We start from the raw sequence: 17,306 nt of genomic DNA on the forward strand, positions 1-17,306 counted from the left end.
GATGATTTCCGTTGCTATAGACGCGATGGGCGGTGATTTCGGCTGTGAGCCGATAATAAACGGAGTCGTAGATGCGCTGCGAGAGCGTAAATTTAATGCGTTTTTGGTAGGCGACGAAGCGCAAATCAAGCCTTTTGTTCCACAAGATCAAGGCTTTGAGAAATATATCACTTACGTAGCTGCAAGCGAAGTTTTCGAGATGAAAGAGGGCGCAACCGACGCTCTTAAACGCAAAGAGAGTAGCATCTTTAAAGCGGTCGATCTAGTAAAAGACGGCACTTGCAAAGCCGTGGTATCAGCAGGACATAGCGGCGCTACGATGAGCCTTGCTACGCTTCGCATAGGAAGGCTCAAAGGTATCTTGCGCCCGGCGATTGCTACGCTGATGCCAAATTCCATAGGCGGTCGCACGCTCGTGCTGGATGTGGGCGCTTATGTGGATTGTAAGCCTGAGAATTTGTTTCAATTCGCGATTATGGGCGAAGCATATGCCAAGGAGATTATGGGTTTAAACGCACCACGCATCGGCTTATTATCCAACGGCGAGGAGGATAGTAAAGGCAACGAGGTAACAAAAGAAACCTTTCATATGCTTAAGAAGATGCAAAATTTTATTGGTAATGTCGAAGGCAATCAAATTTTTGACGGCTCGGTAGACGTGGTCGTGTGCGATGGATTTATTGGCAACATTATGCTAAAATCCAGCGAAGGTGTCGCAAGCGCTATCGGCAAACTTATCAAAAACGAAACAAAAAAATCTCCGATTGCTATCGCTGGCTCCATTTTGATGAAGCGCGTCTTTAGGATAATCAAAAAAAGCACGGACTACGACGAATACGGCGGCGCGCCGCTTTTGGGCGTCAAAGAGTGCGTCATCATAAGCCACGGCAAAAGTACCCCGAAAGCCGTTAAAAACGCGATCTTTCAAGCGCTTAAATTTGCAGATTCTAAAATCAACTCCGCGATAGAAAGCGAAATTTCTTCAAACGAGCAAAAATGAAAAAAGCCTCGATGATCTCGATCGCAGCATACGCGCCGAGTCAAATTTTAACCAATTTCGATCTTGAAAAAATGGTTGAAACGAGCGATGAATGGATCGTCAAGCGAACAGGCATTCATGAGCGCCGTATCGCGAAGGGCGAGAGTACTAGTGATCTAGGCGCGAAAGCGGCGTTAAAGGCGATCGAGCGTAGCGGCTTACAAAAAAACGAGATCAATGCGATAATTTGCGCCACGATCTCGCCCGATTATTTCTGTATGCCCTCGACCGCGTGCGTCATCGCAGATAAACTGGGCTTAAATTTCGGCATCACGGCATTTGATATAAATGCCGCCTGTACGGGCTTCATCTATCTTTTGGAGCTCGCAAAATCTCTCATCGAAAGCGGTGCCAAAAAACACGTGTTGATAATCGGCACGGAAAAGCTAAGCTCGATAGTCGATTGGAGCGACCGCGCTACGTGCATACTTTTCGGCGACGGCGCAGGCGCTGCGGTCATCGCGCCTGCAGACGAAAACGAAATCATCGACATTCATACCGCTAGCGACGGCAGCAAGGGCAACCTGCTCATCACGCCCGCTCCGGGTAGCGTAAATCCACTCAGCCAAAAAATCATCGACGAAAAGCTAGGCTTCATGCAGATGGCGGGGCGCGAGGTCTTTAAAATTGCAGTACCGACGCTTAGTAACGACGTCGTGGAGATTTTGGCGAAAAATAAAATTTCGCCCGAGCAGGTCGATCTTTTTATCCCGCATCAGGCAAATTTACGCATTATCGAGGCAGTCAAGGCTAGACTGGAATTTAGCGACGAACAGTGCGTGCTTACGATCGGCAAATACGGCAACACGAGCTCGGCGTCTATCCCGATGGCGATAAATGACGCTTATGAGAGCGGCAGGCTCAAAAACGGCTCGCTTATGCTTTTGGATGCGTTCGGCGGCGGCTTTACGTGGGGTAGCGCGCTTTTGAAATTCGGCGGCAAGAGCATAAACTAGCATTTTTTAAATTTCATTAATCTTTGAATTTCGCCATATTTAAGAGTTAAAATTCCAAGCTTATTTACAAAACTAATTTCAAATTTATATTTATTCCGAGTTAGGTTTCAAAATTTTAAAATGAAGCGTTTGCGATTGAAATCATATTATAATCTTGCGCAGTTTGCATATCGGCTTCTGCGTGAGATAGTAAAACGACGTTAGTCTTAGGTCTGCTGCTTTTTGGTGACGGGCTTTTAGAATATAAAAGAAATCAAATATGCAATAGCTTAAATGAGTGTTAATTTCAGCTGATTCTATACATTAACGGCTTGTAATTAGCTGCAAAGCTCGACAAGTATTTTTACGGTGGCGTATGTGGATCTTTTGAGTGACCTACACATAGGCTGTAGAATAAAATTCAAATACCAAAATGCTCACAACAGCAAGCATCAAATTGCCTTAGATTTGAAATTTAGCATAAACGCTAGTAAATTTAATCAAATACCACAAACGGGGCGATAAAGGATGCCATGCCATGAGTGCAGAGGCGTCGTATCTAATATTGGTTTCGTTTGCCCTCTACAGCTATCCCTCGTTATACAATATACTCTAAAAAAGAGATAGGAAATTAGTTATCTCTATATAGATAGCGGCGAGCCGGAAGGTGCGGTCGCGTAAGCTGCAGACTGAAACGGTCAATGCATTTAGTTTTAGTGCGAAAGCTACAGCAGTTTATAGGTTTTGATGGTAGGCCTAGCTTAATGCTATTGTAAACATTGAAAAATTTCGCACGAAATATCATCTTGCAGTGATGGACGACAAGTATTAAAGCATATTATTAAGGCAATTTTTTATAAATTTTAAGTTCAAATTCCGTTCGGATAAAATTTCGATTATTTTTTAGAAAGTGATCCGAAATTATCTAAAATTCCTCCGCTAGCTTGGACTATCTAGAGTTTTGCTCGTGCGCTCGGTTTAAAATTTTAAATAACGTAAAATCCCAAATTCTCGTGTTTAAGGATAATTTTTCTGATCTCTTTTAGTAAGCTGAGCGAGGCTTCGATTTCGACGCGGCGGGTGCTTACGCTCTCGACGTTTGCGCCTACGCTTATACCTTTTGCGAGGGCGTATTTATAGATGAAATCAAACATCTCTGCGCACAGCGCTGTTGAACTTTGCAAGATATCGACGCTGCTTTGCAGCCGTTGCTGCAAAAAATCTGGCACCGAGATGCCAAGCCATTTCATAAACTCAAGCGTCTTTAGGCTACCGCACGGCGTAAAAGTAAAGATTATCGGCACCTTTTTGCACTCCAAAGCAGCGTAATCGTCGATGAAATCTTTGGCGTTTTGTACATTATAAACCGCCTGAGTGATAAAAAATTCGCACCCGTCCGCAGTCTTCTCCGCGATTTTTAGGTGCTCGTCGCGGCTCTTTTCATGGCGTTCAGGAATGCAGATGCCGCCTAGGCAAAGATGCGGTGCCACGAGTCGCTTGATCTCATAGGCGTGGCTTAGATGCAGTTTGCATTCTTCGTTTTTAGAGCTCGCCCCCACGAAAACACCCAGTCCGCTTGCGGCATGTCTTAGAATTTCGCAAAATTCCGCTTCATCGTATTTGCCTACCGCGCGGTAGATGATCGCTTCTTTATCAGTGTGTAGATACTGCGTGTAATAGCGCGCAGGATCGATCGTATGCACAAAAGGAAAGGTCCGCTCATCTTTCGTGCGCGCGCTTTCATCTTGTAGATCGTAGATGACGATGCCGTCGCATTCGCATTCGCCTAGGCGCTGCGACCACGCCGTACCTAGGCGTTCGAGCTCGTCTTGAGAGGACGTGATTTTAGGCGGAACGATGCCATAGAGCAAAATTCCGCTTTTTCCGTTTCTAATTTTTTCTTTTAACACTTGCCATTCCTTGATTTTTCGCGCATTTTAGCAAATTTAAATTTAAAAATTTAAATGATATAATGCCGAGCAAATTGCAAATTTAAGGAACGCAATGAAAACGCTTCAAGAAAATTTAAAGCTTTTTTATCTGGGGCTCGAAAACAGCGAGCCGTTTTTGTATAAAAACAAGGATCTGACGACCCACGCGCTTATTATCGGAATGACCGGCAGCGGTAAAACTGGACTTGGTATCACGCTGCTAGAGGAAGCCGCGATCGATAATATCCCATCCATCATCATCGATCCAAAGGGCGATCTAACAAATTTAGCTCTCACCTTTCCTCAGATGAGGGCTGAGGATTTTGAGCCCTATATCGACGAGACCGAGGCGCAAAACAAAGGCCTTAGCGTGCGCGAGTATGCCGAGCAGACCGCAAATACTTGGCGCGAGGGGATCGAGGGCTCATATCAAGACCTGGCGCGGGTGGAGCTTTTGAAAAACAGCGCCGATTTTAGAATTTATACGCCCAAATCAAGCGCAGGGCTTGGCATCAGTCTACTAAGCGACTTTGAAGCGCCGAAAGGCTTAAACGAAGAGGATTTGAATAACTACGTCGGCGGTATCGCCACTAGCGTGCTAAGCCTCGCGGGGATTAGCAGCGATAATCTCAGCTCACCGGAATTTTTGCTGATCAGCCAAATTCTGACCTATCATTTTAACAAAGGCGAGGGGGTGAGCGTGGTGGATCTCATCGCGCAGATCGGCAACCCGCCTTTCGATAAAATCGGCGTTTTCGATGTTAATACCTTTTTTCCGAGCGATAAGCGAATGGCGCTTGCGATGAAGATTAACGCGCTCATCGCAAGCCCGAGTTTTAAACTTTGGTGCGAGGGCGAGCGGCTAAATATCGCCAAGATGCTCTTTGATGAAAACGGCAGGGCGAGAGCGAATATATTTTCTATCGCGCATCTAAACGACGATGAGAGGATGTTTTTCGTCACGCTGCTTTTAGGCGAGATGATCAAATGGATGCGCACCACCAGTGGTACGAGTTCCTTGCGCGCAGTACTTTATATGGATGAAATTTACGGCTTCTTCCCGCCAAACGGCAATCCGCCGAGCAAAACTCCAATGCTTACGCTGCTAAAGCAGGCTCGCGCATTCGGACTTGGCTGCGTTCTATCGACACAAAACCCGGTCGATCTCGATTATAAGGGGCTTAGCAATATCGGTACGTGGTTTATCGGGCGCTTGCAGACCGCGCAGGATAAGGAGCGCGTCATCAGCGGCTTAAGCGGTATCGGCTCAAATCCGATCGACAAAAGCGTGCTTATGGAGAAAATTTCAAATCTCAAAAAGCGAAATTTTTTGGTAAAAAACATCAACGAGGACGTGCTGCGGGTAATCGAGACGCGCTTCGCACTAAGCTATTTAAAAGGCCCTTTAAGTAACGAGCAAATTTCAAATTTAATGAAAGACAAAAAGGCTGAAATTTCGTCCGTGTCGGGCGCCGCGCAAGGCGTCAAATCCGCTGGTGCCGCCAAACCCGTAGTTTCTGCTGAAATTTCGCAGCTTTACAGCTACGGCGCGAGCCTTGAGCTAAGCCCATATCTGTATGCAAGCGCAAAGATGCGATTTTGCGACAAGGGAGTCGATTTTACGCAGCAGCGCTCCTTTTTGCTGTCGCTTTCGGACGGGGACGAAATAGATTGGAACGAAGCTAGCACGCGAGAGGTCGCAAATTTAAGCGGACAGGAGCAGGCAGGCTCGCTCTACGGCGCGCTTCCTAGCTTCATCGCGGGAGCGAAAAATTTAAGCGCTCAGCTTAAAAGCTTTAAGGAGTGGATCTACCGCAACGAAAAGTTAGAACTTTTTAGCGCGCTTGATCTGCTCTCAAAACCGGGCGAGAGCAGGGAGGAATTTTTCGTGCGCCTAGGCGATAAGGCAAATGAAGCTCTAGAGGCTAAAACTGATGAGATTACGGCTAAATTTGAGAAGGAAAAGGCGCGCCTTGAGGATAAAATTTCGCGTGCTAGCGAAAAATATGAGAAGGAAAAAAGCGACGTGCTAAGCCGCGGCGTAGATACCGCACTAAGCATAGGCGGAGCGATCTTGGGCGCGTTTTTGGGCCGCTCGCGTAGCGCCGGTACCATCTCCAAAGCGATCAGCGGTGCAAAGAGCGCGCATAAAATTTTAAACGAACGAAGCGAAGCCAAAAATGCCGAAAATAGCCTAAGCGCGCTACAAGAGGAGCTGGAGGTGCTTACGCAGAAATTTGAGGCTGAAGTGGACGCGCTAAAACAGAGCCTGGATCTAAAAAATATCAAGCTTGAAACAAAGGAAATCTCGCCGAAGAAAACCGACATCTACGACGAGAAAATTTCGCTACTTTGGAAGAGTTAAAGGGATTTTATGAAAAAATCGGGAATTTTAGAATTTTTACTTAGCATCGTTACGGCGCCGAATTTTTGGTGCTACGTCGCGGCGTATCTGATTGCTGCGATCCCCTTTGGGCTTTTGATCGGCAGATACCTAGGCGGCGTGGATATCAAAAGCGAGGGTAGCGGCTCCATAGGCGCCACCAACGTCCTTCGCGTCTTAAAAACTCGCGATCCGCAAAAAGCAAAAAAGCTCGCGATCCTCACGGTTGCCTGCGACGCGCTAAAGGGCGTCCTGCCGATACTGATCGCGCGGGCTTTAGGCTTTGATGAAAACGTGCTATGGAGCATGGCTGTCTTTGCAGTACTAGGACACTGCTTCAGCCCGTATCTGAAATTTAACGGCGGCAAGGGCATTGCGACGGGAGCCGGCGTGCTTGCTTGCTTCATCCCTATCGAGCTTATCATCGCGCTTGCCGTTTGGTTTGTAGTCGGCAAGACGGTTAAAATTTCATCCGTAGCATCGCTTGCAGCGGCGCTTGCGCTAGTTATCGCTAGCTACGTGATCCATCCGCAGATGCCAGCGATCAACACTCATGCGCCGATCTTTCTGATAGTTTTCATAGTATTTTACAAACACGCGCCGAATATCGCCAGGCTACTTAAGGGCGAGGAAAAGCGCGTAGTATGATTAAAATTTTAATCGAAAAGCTGGAATTTGGCGCGATAATCGGGACGCTGGATTTTGAGCGCAAGCGCGAGCAGCGCGTCTGGGTGTGGGCGAAGTTCGGAGCGGAGGAATTTATCGACTATGCGCGGGTTTGCGAATATATCAAAGCGGAGCTTCGCGAAAAAAAATTTCGCCTCGTGGAGGACGCGCTAAGATACTTTGCGCAGGAGTTTCACTCAAAATTTCGATCGATGGATTATTTTTATATGAAAATTTTAAAGCCCGAAATTTTACAAGACGCGATCGTCGGCGCAGAAATAGAGATAAAATTTTAAAATTTCTTTAAAAAATCTTGAAATTTTGCTTAAAATATGTTAAAATCGCCGCAAAATTTTAAGGCAAGGAAATTAAATGAGAATTTTAATAGTCGAGGACGAGGTGACTTTAAACAAGACGATAGCGGAGGGCTTGATGGAGTTCGGCTATCAGACGGATACTTCCGAGAGTTTTAAGGACGCAGAGTATTATATCGGCATTAGAAATTATGATTTGGTGCTAACCGATTGGATGCTAGCTGACGGCAACGGCATCGATCTCATCGCATTAGTTAAGCAAAAATCCGCGCGCACCTCCGTCGTCGTGCTATCTGCAAAAGACGATAAAGAAAGCGAGATCAAAGCGCTTCGTGCGGGCGCGGACGATTTTATCAAAAAACCTTTCGACTTTGATGTTTTAGTAGCACGCCTTGAGGCTAGACTTCGCTTCGGTGGCTCAAATATCATCAAAATCGACGATCTTATCATCGATCCGGATGAGGAAAAGATCACATATCTAGGTCAAGAGATCGAGCTTAAGGGTAAGCCGTTTGAGGTGCTAACTCACTTGGCGCGCCACAGCGATCAGATCGTAAGCAAAGAGCAGCTATTAGATGCCATCTGGGAGGAGCCTGAGCTTGTTACGCCAAACGTCATCGAAGTCGCGATCAATCAAATTCGCCAGAAAATGGATAAGCCTCTAAATATCTCTACGATCGAGACCGTTCGCAGACGCGGATATAGATTTTGCTTTCCACAAAAAGCCTAAGAGTCCGCTTTGTAATACAATTAGCATCCGCTTCGTTGATGCTAATTGTCATTTTTTCGGTAATGCTCTATAATTATATGAGAATTACCATCTTCGAAACTCCCGTTCAAAATTTAATCCAAAGAGCACAAAAAATCGTAGAAGCCTCCGTGGCGCCTGAGAAAATTTCATCTTTTTTACAAGACGCATCCGGTGAATACGAAAGCAAAATCATCGAAAACGAAAGTATCAATAAACCTAAATTTATCGAAAGCTCCGAGGGCGGCAGGAGCTATTTACAGCTGCACTACCCTTATGGTAAGGATAAAATTTTAAGTATCCGAGCCGACGTGAGCGTCTATGCAAACATCGTAAATCAAATACTCATCGACATCATTTTGGTAAATTTGACTATGATATTTTTAGTGGTATTTTACGCGATGTTTCTCTCGCGCATGCTGCTGATGCCGATTAAGCTGATCAGCCAAAGGCTCGCTTCGGTGGATGAAAAATTTCTAAAGCCGATTGACGGGGCCGAAATCCCGAGCGAATTTAATATGCTTTCAAACAGCATAAACCGCCTGCTTGAGCGCATTGAAACCTTCATTTTGTATCAAAAAGAGCTTTTTATCGGCATCGCGCACGAGCTTAAGACTCCGCTGGCGGTGATGAAAACCAAAAACGAAGTTACTCTCATCAAGCCGCGCGAGAGAGAGAAATATATCGAGGCGCTTAAAAACAATAATGATTCGATCGATAGTATGAATAAGATGATCAGCTCCATCCTAGAGATCGGGCGGCAGGAGGGGGCGCAGTTTGAGGCGCCTGAGCAGACCGATATGATCGCGTATCTACGGGAGCTATGCGTGGGCTTTAAAATTTTAGCGCGTACGGCAGGCAAGGACTTGACGATGGATCTTAAGCCTGAACAGCTTGAAATTTCGGTGCAGAAAAGCCTTTTTATGCACGTGATTCAAAATTTCGTCCAAAACGCCATAAAATTTTCTCCGGACGGCGAAAAGGTACTGATCGAGAGCGAAATTTCGGACGGAAATTTCATCGTGCGGGTCGCAAATAAGGGCGAGCCGCTTAACGAAGAGATCGATTATTTCGCCCCTTTTAAGCGCTATGGCGGCAAACCGGGAGCCGGGCTCGGGCTATTTTTAGCCAAAAATGCTGCTCAAGCGATGGGCGCGCAAGTGGATCTTAAAAACGATAAAGGGCGCTCGCTAATTGTCGCGATTTTCAAACTTCCGCTAAAAAATTTAAGAAATAGCCCGAAATTCCGCTATTTTAAAACAAAATGAAGCTTTTTATGGTATAAACGCCATAAATTTTTTCGTAAGGTAAAATTATATGTCATTGTTGATTACAAAAGAATGCATCAGTTGCGACGCTTGCCGCGAGGAATGCCCTAATGAAGCGATTTTTGAGGATGAGCCGATATACATCATAGACGCCGATCGATGCTGTGAGTGCGTAGATGATTACTCTGAGCCCGCTTGCATCGTGGTTTGTCCTGTCGAGTGTATCATCACCGATCCCGATAATATCGAGACGGCGGACGAGCTGAAATACAAACACGTCCATATGGAAATTTAAATGCCCAAGCGCGTCACCGTCATAGATCTGGGCTCAAATTCCGCCAGAGCCGTGATTTTCGAGCGCACGAGCAGGCTCGGATTTTTCATTTTGGCCGAGCACAAGATCAAGATCCGCCTAGGCGAAGGCACTTACGAAAACGGCGGAATTTTAACTTCCGAAGCGATGCAAAAATGCCTACTCGCGTTTAAAAAATTTAAAACCCTCGTATGCAATTACAAGGCCAAGCGCGTGCTTTGCATCGGTACATCCGCGCTTCGCGATGCGCCAAACGGTGCCGAGTTTATAAATCTCGTCCGCAAGCAAACGGGCATTACGATCCGCAAGATAGACGGGCAGACGGAGGCGTATTTGGGCGCTTATGCGGCGCAGAATTTGCTTAGCGACTTTTCCGAGGGCGTTACGCTGGACATCGGCGGCGGCTCGACCGAACTTGCTTACATAAAAAACGGCAGGATAGAAAATAAAATTTCTCTAAATTTAGGCACGGTGCGGCTAAAGGAGCTGTTTTTCGACCGCGGCGACACGAAGGGGCTGGAGAAATACATAAACAGCGCAATCTCGCAGCTCGGCGCCGAGTTTCGTACGCAAAATTTAATCGTAATGGGCGGCTCCGCGCGAGCGCTTTCCGGCGCCGTGATGAGCCTGCAAAACCACCCGCTAAAGATCGTGCATAATTTCAGCTACGATTATGAAAAATATGCACCGTTTTTTGCCAAGCTGATGAGCGCAAAGACGCTTGATTTGGCGAAATTCCCGATCAAAAAGGACCGCTACGACACGATTAGAGAGGGCGCCATCATCTTTGATAAGATCGTAAGGCGCCTGGGGGCGAAAAAGATCATCACCAGCGGCGTAGGGGTGCGAGAGGGGGCGTTTTTAAGCTCGATTCTGCGCGGCGCAAACCTACCTAGAAGCTTTAATCCGAGCCTAAGAAGCCTCAAAGATCGCTTCGCTTCCGAGCCGAGCGAGGCTCCGAAGTTCGCGAAGGCGCTGTTTTGCGCGCTATCGCCGATGCACGGCCTGAGCGAAAAATATATTAAAATTCTGCAAACTGCAGCATCGCTTTGCGAGATCGGGCGTGCGATCGGCTTTTACGCTAAGCATGAAACCAGTGCAGATATGGTGCTCGGCGGGCTGAACTACCGCACGACGCACAAAGAAAAAGCGCTCATAGCCGCGATCATCTCGATGCACGGCAAGCGCGAGCTGGGCGCTACGTTCGCGCCTTTGAGCGCGATTTTGCCCGATGCCGCCAAGCTAGCGTGGCTCAGCTATATTTTGGAGCTTGCACGCCTCCTAAGCGAAAACGCGCTGAAAAATTTAGAATTTAGCTTTGAAAATTCCACTCTTAAAATCTCCGGCGCCGATAATTTGATAATGCTTAAAGGAAGCCTTAAAAAGCTCGCGAAACCCGCAATTTTTGCGATAAAATTCCTTTAAATAGCGCCCCTACTTGTCGCGCAAGTTTAAGGCGGGCGGAGTTCGTTTAATTTTAGGAGCTTGAAGCGGGCGATAAATCCCTATCAATAGCGCTTTTTAAATTTTAATTCCATTCTCGGCTAAAGAATAAATGCTAAAAAATCCGTAGTCGGTGCGGACGTAAAGGCGCTCGCCTGCGATTTCAATAGCAGCTGTTTTGACGCAGTGCTCGCACTCAAACTCGCCTAAGAGGCGAAAATCCTCCAAGCTGAATGCCTTAAACCTGCCATAAAAATACGCAAGAAAAATTTGATCGTTTGCGGCAAACCTCATTACGCTTCTTGACAAGCTTTTTGGTGCGCTTAGACGCTTTTTGCTTGCTACGTTCCAAAAATACAGCTCATCAAAGCCGTTATTTACGACCAAAATCGCGTCATTTTTGATGAGCCCCACGTTTAGGGAGTGGATATAGCCCACGTCGCATTCGATACAGCAAAGCTCGGCGAAGTCTTTTAGGCGGTAGAGCCTGGCGATATTTTTGCCGCCTTCATCCCCACAGGCTACGCAAATTTTATTGCCGAAGCCTATTGCTTTTGCCGAAAATCCCGTTTTAAAATTTAGCTTCTTGCCGCTTCCGAAAGCTAAAATTTCATCTGTGCCGCAGGCTAGAATTTCGCCGTTGCCGCTTAGAGCAGAACTAAAGCCTCCTCCTATGATACCCCAGGCTTCAAAAAGCCTGCTGAATTTCTCTCCGTCAAAAAGAAAGAATTCGTGATCCAAATCAAGCACTAAGGCTTTTTTGGTAGCGGTCATTTTCCACGCTAAAATTTTTGGTAGTTCAATTTGCGCAAGAGTTCTTAGTTCGCCGTCCAGCACGATTAAATAATCGCAGCCGTGCTCGTCAAAATTACATTTATAGACGTAAAATTTATCCTCAAACTCGGCAAATCCAAGCGCTCCGCTGTATCCGCCGCCGATATAGGCATGCGCTATTGCTTCGCCGAATTTTGCTTTTTTGTTTTCGTAGATGAAGCCCTTTTTTAGGGCATTAACTTGCTTTTTTACGAAAGCTTTTTGCAGAGCATCGTGGTTTACGAATTCTTTAGAGCTCAGCCTTTCTTTGCCGTTTTGTAGCGCCTTTGAAATCAAACTAAGCCCTTGTGTTTGAAGCAGGATCTCTTTCTCGCCATCGGTAAATTTTTTTCATAGCAGCCCCTAGGTATAAATTTGAAATCTAATTTTAGAATTTCAAAGCTTAAACTACTGGGCGCGGCAAAGCTGTTTAAAATCTACCGAGCGCTTCTTTGACGTGATCCTCTGCCATATCGATATTCCACATCGGCTCAAAAACCAGATCAATCTCTACCTCGCCGATGCCCTCCACGCTCTCGGCACCCGCGCGCACCCATTCCACCATCATCTCATGCAGCGGGCACGACTGAGTCGATAGCGTCATCGTGACTTTGGCGTTGTTTGCCTCATCTACCGCTACGTCGTAGATGAGCCCCAGCGACACGACGTCAAAGCCCACCTCGGGGTCCACCACGGCGCGAAGCGCGTCGTAAATTTGCTCCTTCGTTACTTTCATTTTTCCTCTCCGAATTTTATGTAGTTAAAGATATTTACGATGTTGATTAGCACCAAAATTATGCTTGCCGCTTGCAAGATCACCGCAGGCGTTAGCGTTCCAAGGCTCGCGCACGCAAGTGCTAAGACATTTGGTACGCAGGCTGCGTAGGCGATCTTTTTGATTATCATATCCTCGAGCATAGGGATTTTGCGCTTGCCGACGAAGGGCGAGACGTAGTGGTACCAGATGAGAAAGGGTGCGATTTTATAAAGGTGCGCGACGATGAAGGCGAACAAAAAGCCGTATAGCAGCCAAAACGCCGCCAAATCCGCGCGACCTGCGAGCCAAAACGCCGCGCTAAATCCCAAGGCCACCAGCGAGATGTAGACGTTTAAATTCCAATAATCAATCGCTTTTCGCACGCGCCTAGCCAGGATATAGATCGCCTGAGCCGCAAAGCTCGCAAGCGCAGCAAAGGCGATGAAAATTCCAAAATCTTTTAGTAAAAACGGCCCCGCGAGCAGATACAGCGCCAGCGAAGCTTTTGCTAGCGCGAAGCTTAGATCGTGCGCCAGGCTAAACATCGGCAGCAGCACGCACGCAGCGCCTACGATGACGAAAAACACGAAGCCCAGCACGAAGTATATGTGATAGGATAAAATTTCTGAAAAATACACTCCGAAAATCTCCACGCCGCTAAGCGCTAGCACGAGCGCAAAGCCGAGGCTGATCCCTACGGCTAAAAACGCAGCCGAGATCGCAAGCGCTACGGCGGGGAAGCTCCATTTGGGCGTGCCGATGAAGCTTAGCGCGTAGCAGATCGTAAAATAAAATAGGCTAAGCAGCAAAACGGCGCCGCCTGCGTGCATCAAAGGGATGCTTGAAAGCAGCAATCCCGCGCTTAGCAGAGCCACGCCCGCGCCGTAGGCGAGGAGATTTAAAAACGCAAATTTGACGGTGAAAAATTCCTTTTGGATAATGACGGAGGTGAGCTGATAGAGCGCTCCGATGATTATGCTGATTACAAATCCCAGCAAAAATACGTGAAAAAAGCTCGCCGTCTGCGGCGCCTGGATCGCGCCGAAATCCGCCTTTAAAAAGCTCGCCGCGCTTAGCAGCAAAAAGATAAAGCCGCAGATGAAATAGCCGCCTACGATGCGAAACGGCGGCGAAAAGGTCGTGATATTCATCTAAATTTTAAAGCCCTTTAGCCGTGGCACTTCGCGTCGGTATCGAAGCCCTCATTGACTGCGCCAGGCTTTAGGCTAATGGTGAGCTTGACCGCATCGCCGTCTAGATCTTCGCGTGCTATGTCAAATTTAGACTCGATTTTTGGGATCAGCCCCATTGGGAATTTATGATTGAGCATGACGACCTTTTTGGTTTCGTCTTTTACGAAATTTAGCGCCACCAGCGCATTTACCATAGGCTCTGGCGGAACGCATTTGCGCGAATCAAAGCCGATGTATTCTACGCCGCCCTGCGATTTTTTATAAAATTTCACCGTAGCGCCCGCCGCGTCGAACTCTTGCCAGTCTGTGAAAAAATCCATACTAGATCCTTTTTTAAAATTTCGCGCGATTATATAGCAAATTTTAAAATTTTGAAATGAGGCAGATCAAGTCCTATTTGGAATTTGTAAATTTAGCCGAATTTTAATACACTACGCGTTAAAATTCTAAATCCGAGGACCATTATGCAGACCATCACGATCATCGACACGTTCGGCTTTTTTTTCAGGCTCTACTACGCTATGAGCGGGCTTAAGACCAAAGACGGCAAACCCAGCGGCATGGTGAGCGGATTTGCGAGCTTCATCGCAAATCTTTCGAAAGAATTTAAGAGCGATTATATAATTTTCGCTCTGGATAGCAAGGGTAAGACCTTCCGCTCGGATATCGATCCCAACTACAAAACCAACCGCCAAGCCCCGCCGCCCGCGCTTTTGCAGCAGCTGCCGGTCTGCATCGAGATGATCGAAAAGATGGGGCTTTACTCGCTCGGACGCGAGGGCTACGAAGCGGACGATCTCATCGCAAGCGTCGTCAAAAAGCACGGCGCCACGCATAAAATCAACATCGTTACCTCCGACAAGGACTTGTATCAGCTCATCGGCGAAAACGTTAAAATTTACAGCCACGGCAAAAAGATGCTTTACGGAAGGGAGGAGTGCTTGCAGCGCTACGGCGTCTATCCCGAGCAGATCGTGGATTTCTTAGCGATCTGCGGCGATAGCGCCGATAATATCCCGGGCGTGCGCGGCATCGGCGATAAGGGGGCGAAGAAGCTTTTAGACGAATGGGGCTCGCTTGATGGGATCTATTCAAATTTAGATCGCCTGCCGCAGAACAAACAGCGCGAGTATCTGATAGAAGGTAAGCAGAGCGCCTACATAAGCAAGCGCCTGGCTACGCTTTACGACGAGCTGGAAATCCCGCCTTTGGATGATGCGAAATTTCCGCAGCAAAATCCGCTTTTTAAAATCCGCGAAATTTTAAAAGACTACGCGCTAAATAGGCTTCTTTCGGCGTTAAGCTTGCAGGAGCAAAACGGGCTTGATCTTTGGAGCGAGGGCAAAGGCATGGGCGCAAAAAGCTCCGTTTTGGGCGCGGGCGGCAAAGGCTCCGGCGCAGAGCCGTCTCGCGGCGGCTCTATCTTGGACGCTGCAGTAGGGGGGCTAGACGGGCAAAATTCTATCTCAGGCGGCTCCTCTTCAATCGGACAAAATTCCGAGAGCGCTTTTAAAACGCCCTTTGAGCCCATTTGCATTACCGATGCCGCGGAGCTTGCAAGGCTGTGCGAAGGCGTCAGCGCCGAGACCTTGGTGAGCTTCGATACGGAAACCACTAGCGTCGATAGCAAGAGCGCCAAGATCGTGGGCTTTTCGTTTGCGTTTAATGAGGAGCGCGCTTATTATGTCCCGCTCGCGCACAGCTATTTGGGCGCTCCTGCTCAAATTTCTTCGGACGCGGCAAAGGCTGCGATAGGCTCGCTGTTTCGCGGATATGTCGTGGGGCAAAATTTAAAATACGATTTTGAGATCGTGAAAAATAATTTTAATATCGAACCGCCTGCGCGTTTTGCCGATACGATGGTGCTAGCGTGGCTGCTCGATCCCGCAAACGCCGTGGGGATGGACTCTATCTCGCCGCGGTATCTTGGGTATGAGACCGTGCATTTCGGCGACGTCGTCAAAAAGGGCGAGACCTTCGCCTCCGTGGAGCTGGACGCCGCTACGATCTATGCGAGCGAGGATGCGTGGGTGACGCTGAGGTTGTATTTTAAGCTCAAACAGCTGCTCGAACCCGCGCTTTTTAAGCTCGCGCAGGAGCTTGAGTTTCCGTTCGTGCGGGTGCTTTGGCAGATGCAAAGATGCGGCATCAAGATCGACGCGGAGATGATAAAGCGCCTAATCGGGCGCAACGAAAAGTCCCTACGAGCGCTCACGGATGAAATTTATGAGCTTTGCGGCGAGCAGTTTAATATCAACTCTCCCGCTCAGCTCGGCGTCGTGCTTTTTGAGCGGCTCGGGCTTCCTGCGGCGAAGCGCACAAAGACGGGCTATAGCACCGACGAAAGCGTGCTGAAGGATCTTACCGCGCTACATCCCGCGGTGGATAAAATTTTAGACTACCGCGAGCTGTTTAAGCTGCAAAGCACCTACTGCGAGCCGCTGCTACAGCTTGCTCTTGCCGATCCGCAAAACCGCGTCAGATCGAATTTCTTGCAGACCGGCACGGCTACCGGGCGGCTAGCGAGCAAAAATCCGAACCTGCAAAATATCCCTGCGCGCGGCACCTTTGCGAAGGACGTGCGAGACTGCTTCCTAGCAGACGAAGGCTACTCGCTGATCTCGCTTGATTACTCGCAGATCGAGCTGCGCCTGCTCGCGCACTTTTCGCGCGATCCTGCGCTTTTGGCGGCGTTTAGGGCGGATGAGGACATTCACGCGCGCACCGCGATCAGTATTTTCGGCGACGCGCAGCCCGCGCACCGCACGATCGCAAAGAGTATAAATTTCGGCCTCATCTACGGCATGGGCGCGGGCAAGCTAAGCGACAGCCTAGGCATCGCGCGCGCCGAGGCGAAGGGCTATATCGAGCGCTATTTCGCGGCGTTTTCTACGATCAAGGATTTTTTGCAAAGCATAAAATCAGACGCGAAAGAGGACGGCTACGTAAGCACGCTTTTTGGGCGCAGGCGCTATTTCGACTTCGCAAACGCGCGCAACAACATGGTCTATGCGAGTTACGAGCGCGAGGCGGTGAATACGAAATTTCAAGGCTCCGCCGCCGACATCATCAAAAAGGCGATGGTTGAGATTTCGCCGCTGCTAAGTGGCGAAGCGCGGCTGATATTGCAGATCCACGATGAGCTGATTTTCGAGGTGCGGGACGAGGCGGCGCAGAGCTTCGGCGAGCGCGCGCAAGAGATTATGCAAAGTGCGGCGAGCCTGAACGTGCCCTTAAAGACGAGCCTAAACATCGCCAAGCGCTGGGGCGAGCTGAAGTAGCTACGCTAAATTTAAAACGCGGCTAAAATTTTAAGCGAAATTTAAACGGCGCGAAATTTTAAATTTTGAGCAGGACGGGGCTTAAATTTGTCCAGTTTAAAATTTGGCTCATCAAATTTTAAACCGAGCGATTGCAAATAGCTGGCGCGGTGGGGCACAGATCCGCCGCCGTCTTTAAAATTTTGATTAAATTTAAGCTCCCCACTCGGCAATATCAAACGG

At 48.0% G+C, this 17,306-nt stretch carries 16 protein-coding genes; 10 read left to right on the plus strand and 6 right to left on the minus strand.

Features of this window, described 5'->3' with window-relative positions; all coding sequences use genetic code 11:
• Position 1 precedes the first annotated feature (1 nt).
• Both plsX and Q0198_RS01485 read left to right on the plus strand, forming a co-directional pair.
• Complete coding sequence (plsX, locus tag Q0198_RS01480; RefSeq protein ID WP_297894197.1) at positions 2 to 1,000, plus strand: phosphate acyltransferase PlsX; 999 nt, start codon at positions 2 to 4, stop codon at positions 998 to 1,000.
• Complete coding sequence (locus tag Q0198_RS01485) at positions 997 to 1,995, plus strand: beta-ketoacyl-ACP synthase III (RefSeq protein ID WP_297894200.1); 999 nt, start codon at positions 997 to 999, stop codon at positions 1,993 to 1,995. The genes plsX and Q0198_RS01485 overlap by 4 nt, the downstream gene beginning before the upstream one ends.
• A gap of 965 nt (positions 1,996 to 2,960) precedes the next feature.
• On the opposite strand, the gene Q0198_RS01490 is transcribed toward Q0198_RS01485, so the two are convergent.
• On the minus strand, positions 2,961 to 3,884 hold the full coding sequence (locus Q0198_RS01490; protein ID WP_297894203.1) for a methylenetetrahydrofolate reductase: 924 nt from the start codon (positions 3,882 to 3,884) through the stop codon (positions 2,961 to 2,963).
• 94 nt (positions 3,885 to 3,978) lie between these two features.
• Here Q0198_RS01490 and Q0198_RS01495 point away from each other — a divergent pair, with 94 nt between their 5' ends.
• The 7 genes from Q0198_RS01495 to Q0198_RS01525 all read left to right on the plus strand — a co-directional run bounded on the left by Q0198_RS01495 (position 3,979) and on the right by Q0198_RS01525 (position 11,022).
• Positions 3,979 to 6,270 (plus strand): DUF87 domain-containing protein, encoded by a 2,292-nt coding sequence (locus Q0198_RS01495; RefSeq protein WP_297894206.1) that lies wholly within the window; start codon positions 3,979 to 3,981, stop codon positions 6,268 to 6,270.
• Between the two features lie 9 nt (positions 6,271 to 6,279).
• Positions 6,280 to 6,936 carry a glycerol-3-phosphate 1-O-acyltransferase PlsY gene (plsY, locus tag Q0198_RS01500; protein WP_297894210.1) on the plus strand — a complete coding sequence of 219 codons (657 nt, stop codon included), beginning with the start codon at positions 6,280 to 6,282 and terminating at the stop codon, positions 6,934 to 6,936.
• Positions 6,933 to 7,250 carry a dihydroneopterin aldolase gene (locus Q0198_RS01505; protein WP_297894211.1) on the plus strand — a complete coding sequence of 106 codons (318 nt, stop codon included), beginning with the start codon at positions 6,933 to 6,935 and terminating at the stop codon, positions 7,248 to 7,250. The genes plsY and Q0198_RS01505 overlap by 4 nt, the downstream gene beginning before the upstream one ends.
• Positions 7,251 to 7,326: 76 nt before the next feature.
• A complete protein-coding gene (gene hsrA / locus Q0198_RS01510; RefSeq protein ID WP_005871260.1) occupies positions 7,327 to 7,998 on the plus strand; it encodes a homeostatic response regulator transcription factor HsrA in 672 nt (223 codons plus the stop codon).
• Between the two features lie 38 nt (positions 7,999 to 8,036).
• Positions 8,037 to 9,284, plus strand: coding sequence for a HAMP domain-containing sensor histidine kinase (locus Q0198_RS01515; RefSeq protein ID WP_297894213.1), 1,248 nt, complete (start codon positions 8,037 to 8,039; stop codon positions 9,282 to 9,284).
• 49 nt (positions 9,285 to 9,333) lie between these two features.
• Positions 9,334 to 9,579: a YfhL family 4Fe-4S dicluster ferredoxin gene (locus Q0198_RS01520; RefSeq protein ID WP_005871264.1), complete on the plus strand. Its 246-nt coding sequence runs from the start codon at positions 9,334 to 9,336 to the stop codon at positions 9,577 to 9,579.
• On the plus strand, positions 9,580 to 11,022 hold the full coding sequence (locus Q0198_RS01525; RefSeq protein WP_297894216.1) for a Ppx/GppA phosphatase family protein: 1,443 nt from the start codon (positions 9,580 to 9,582) through the stop codon (positions 11,020 to 11,022).
• A gap of 96 nt (positions 11,023 to 11,118) precedes the next feature.
• Here the strand turns inward: Q0198_RS01525 and Q0198_RS01530 are convergent, their stop codons facing one another.
• The 4 genes from Q0198_RS01530 to Q0198_RS01545 all read right to left on the minus strand — a co-directional run bounded on the left by Q0198_RS01530 (position 11,119) and on the right by Q0198_RS01545 (position 14,123).
• Entirely contained in the window at positions 11,119 to 12,150 is a 1,032-nt protein-coding gene (locus Q0198_RS01530) for a hypothetical protein (protein WP_297894218.1), read from the minus strand.
• A 133-nt stretch (positions 12,151 to 12,283) separates the two neighbouring features.
• Positions 12,284 to 12,589, minus strand: coding sequence for a metal-sulfur cluster assembly factor (locus tag Q0198_RS01535; RefSeq protein WP_297879927.1), 306 nt, complete (start codon positions 12,587 to 12,589; stop codon positions 12,284 to 12,286).
• Positions 12,586 to 13,761 (minus strand): peptidase M50, encoded by a 1,176-nt coding sequence (locus Q0198_RS01540; RefSeq protein ID WP_297894223.1) that lies wholly within the window; start codon positions 13,759 to 13,761, stop codon positions 12,586 to 12,588. Before Q0198_RS01540 ends, Q0198_RS01535 begins: the two co-directional genes overlap by 4 nt.
• Positions 13,762 to 13,778: 17 nt before the next feature.
• A complete protein-coding gene (locus Q0198_RS01545) occupies positions 13,779 to 14,123 on the minus strand; it encodes a hypothetical protein (RefSeq protein ID WP_297894225.1) in 345 nt (114 codons plus the stop codon).
• Positions 14,124 to 14,267: 144 nt separating this feature from the next.
• On the opposite strand from Q0198_RS01545, the gene polA reads away from it, so the two are divergent.
• Positions 14,268 to 17,084 (plus strand): DNA polymerase I, encoded by a 2,817-nt coding sequence (polA, locus tag Q0198_RS01550; RefSeq protein ID WP_297894233.1) that lies wholly within the window; start codon positions 14,268 to 14,270, stop codon positions 17,082 to 17,084.
• 41 nt (positions 17,085 to 17,125) lie between these two features.
• On the opposite strand, the gene Q0198_RS01555 is transcribed toward polA, so the two are convergent.
• Positions 17,126 to 17,306 (minus strand): hypothetical protein (locus Q0198_RS01555; RefSeq protein WP_297894234.1); only part of this gene is annotated, 181 nt, incomplete at its 5' end.

Origin of the sequence: uncultured Campylobacter sp. (genome assembly GCF_938045205.1) — a bacterium.
Classification (GTDB): Bacteria; Campylobacterota; Campylobacteria; order Campylobacterales; family Campylobacteraceae; genus Campylobacter_B.